Source organism: uncultured Thiodictyon sp., assembly GCF_903828115.1.
Lineage (GTDB): Bacteria > Pseudomonadota > Gammaproteobacteria > Chromatiales > Chromatiaceae > Thiodictyon.
The window spans coordinates 1-1,878 of sequence record NZ_CAIKKU010000702.1; the positions used below are offsets into that span (position 1 = coordinate 1).

The window sequence follows — 1,878 nt, forward strand, 5'->3', positions numbered from 1 at the left end:
CCGGACCCGGCGGCCGAGCGCGCCACCGCCGCCCTGCTCGCTGCCCTCGCCACGGCCTCGCGCGTTGAGCCCGCGCTCCTGCGCGCCCTGCGCCTGGACCTGCGCGACCTGGGGACCGACATCGGCAGCGAATACGCGCTCTGGAACCACCCCCAGGTCCGCGCCAACCTGCTCGCCTGCGCCCTGGACCGGGAGCACCGTGCCGCGGCGGCGGCCGAGTTCGAGAGACTCCCGGACGCGGTACAGGCCCGGATCATCGCCCTGCGCCACGCCTACAACCGCCACCAGTCCCCCCTGATCCAGGCCGAGGAGGCCATCGCCGATGGCCCCCTGGCCCCGCCCGCCGCCCTGGCCGCCGCCCGGGAACTGATCCGGCGCCTCGCCGCAACCCTGGACCGCGGCCCCGCCGCGGTCCGCGGCGGCGAGCTGGCCGGTTATGTGGTGCACCTGGCGGCGCGCCGCCCCGAACTCCTGGAGCAGAGCCGGGAACTCGCCGCCGCCTGGGTCCTGGCCCGGCGCGAGGACCTGCGCCGCGGCACGCTGCACCAACTCCCCCGCGGCGTGGACCTCGACACCCTGGGCCGGCTGCTGGCGGAGCGGGGCGCGGCCCCGCCCGCCGTCCTCGGCCAGTTCGGGGAGAGGCTCGGCCTGTTCCCGGCCGGGTCGCTCCAGCCCGCCTGCCCCCTGGCCGAGTTCGCCGCGGGCGCCGCCGACTGGCAGGTCGAGCCCCTGATCGGCGGGCAGCCCGGGTCCCCCCAGGTGCTGCCAGTCGGCCAATCCCTGCCCCTGGACCCCGCCACCCGCTACCGCCTCACCATCGGGCGTCGGCAATTGGACCTGGAGACCGTGCGCCGCCCGTCCTGGGCCGACGGCCTGGGGCGCGATGGCGCCGGGCTCTTCGCGGAACTGGCGGACGGGCGGCGGCTGTACTGGATGCCGCGCGGGCGCCTGGCGGTGGGGGAGGGGACGGATACCGGGTTTGATCTGCCCCAGGGCGGCTGGTGGGACGCGGCCGAGTACCGCGCCTGGCTGGACGCCGGGCGGCGCCTGACGCGGCCTGACTGGGCGGTGCGCCACGGCGTCGACCAGGCCGGCTGGTGGGCCGAGTTCGCGGTCAAGGGCGTCGTGCAGCGGCTGCGCTGGGTGCCGCCTGGCGAGTTTCTGATGGGGTCGCCCGCGGACGAGGCAGAACGCTACTCGGACGAGGCACAGCACCCGGTCGTCCTCAGCCACGGCTACTGGCTCGCGGACACCGCCTGCACCCAGGCCCTCTGGGAGGCGGTGCTCCGTGAGAACCCCAGCCGCTTCAAAGGCGCCGAGCGGCCGGTCGAGCAGGTCAATTGGGACGACATAACGCAACGCTTCCTCCCCGCGCTCAACGCCCGGGTCCCGGGCCTGGAGGCGGTCTTGCCGACCGAGGCGCAATGGGAGTGCGCCTGCCGCGCCGGGACCAGGACCCCCTTCAGCTTCGGGTCCAACATCACCACGGATCAGGTCAACTACGACGGCAACTACCCCTACGCCGGGGGCGCCAAGGGGAAGTACCGGGAACAGACGGTCGAGGTCAAGGCCCTGCCGGCGAATGACTGGGGCCTGTATCAGATGCACGGTAACGTCTGGGAGTGGTGCGCCGACGGGGTTGGCGATTATCCTGCAGAGGCCGTGGTCGATCCACCGGGGCCGCCTGAGGGCCGCGAGCGCGTGCTGCGTGGCGGCAGTTGGTTCGCCCCTGCCAGGCTCTGCCGGTCGGCGCGCCGCATCGGCTACGGGCCGGCCCGCCGCAACGCCTTCATCGGCCTGCGGCTGTCCCGAGGGTCTTCCCCCAGGCCGGCAGGAGGAGGCGTGGGCGTGGCAGGCGTGGTTGCCGGGGGCAGAGCC

1 protein-coding gene is annotated in these 1,878 nt (G+C 74.8%); it reads left to right on the plus strand.

Translation table 11 applies throughout. The annotated features are described in order from the left end of the window. On the plus strand, nucleotides 1-1,878 hold a 1,878-nt coding region (locus QZY48_RS26480), incomplete at both ends, for a formylglycine-generating enzyme family protein (RefSeq protein ID WP_295436536.1).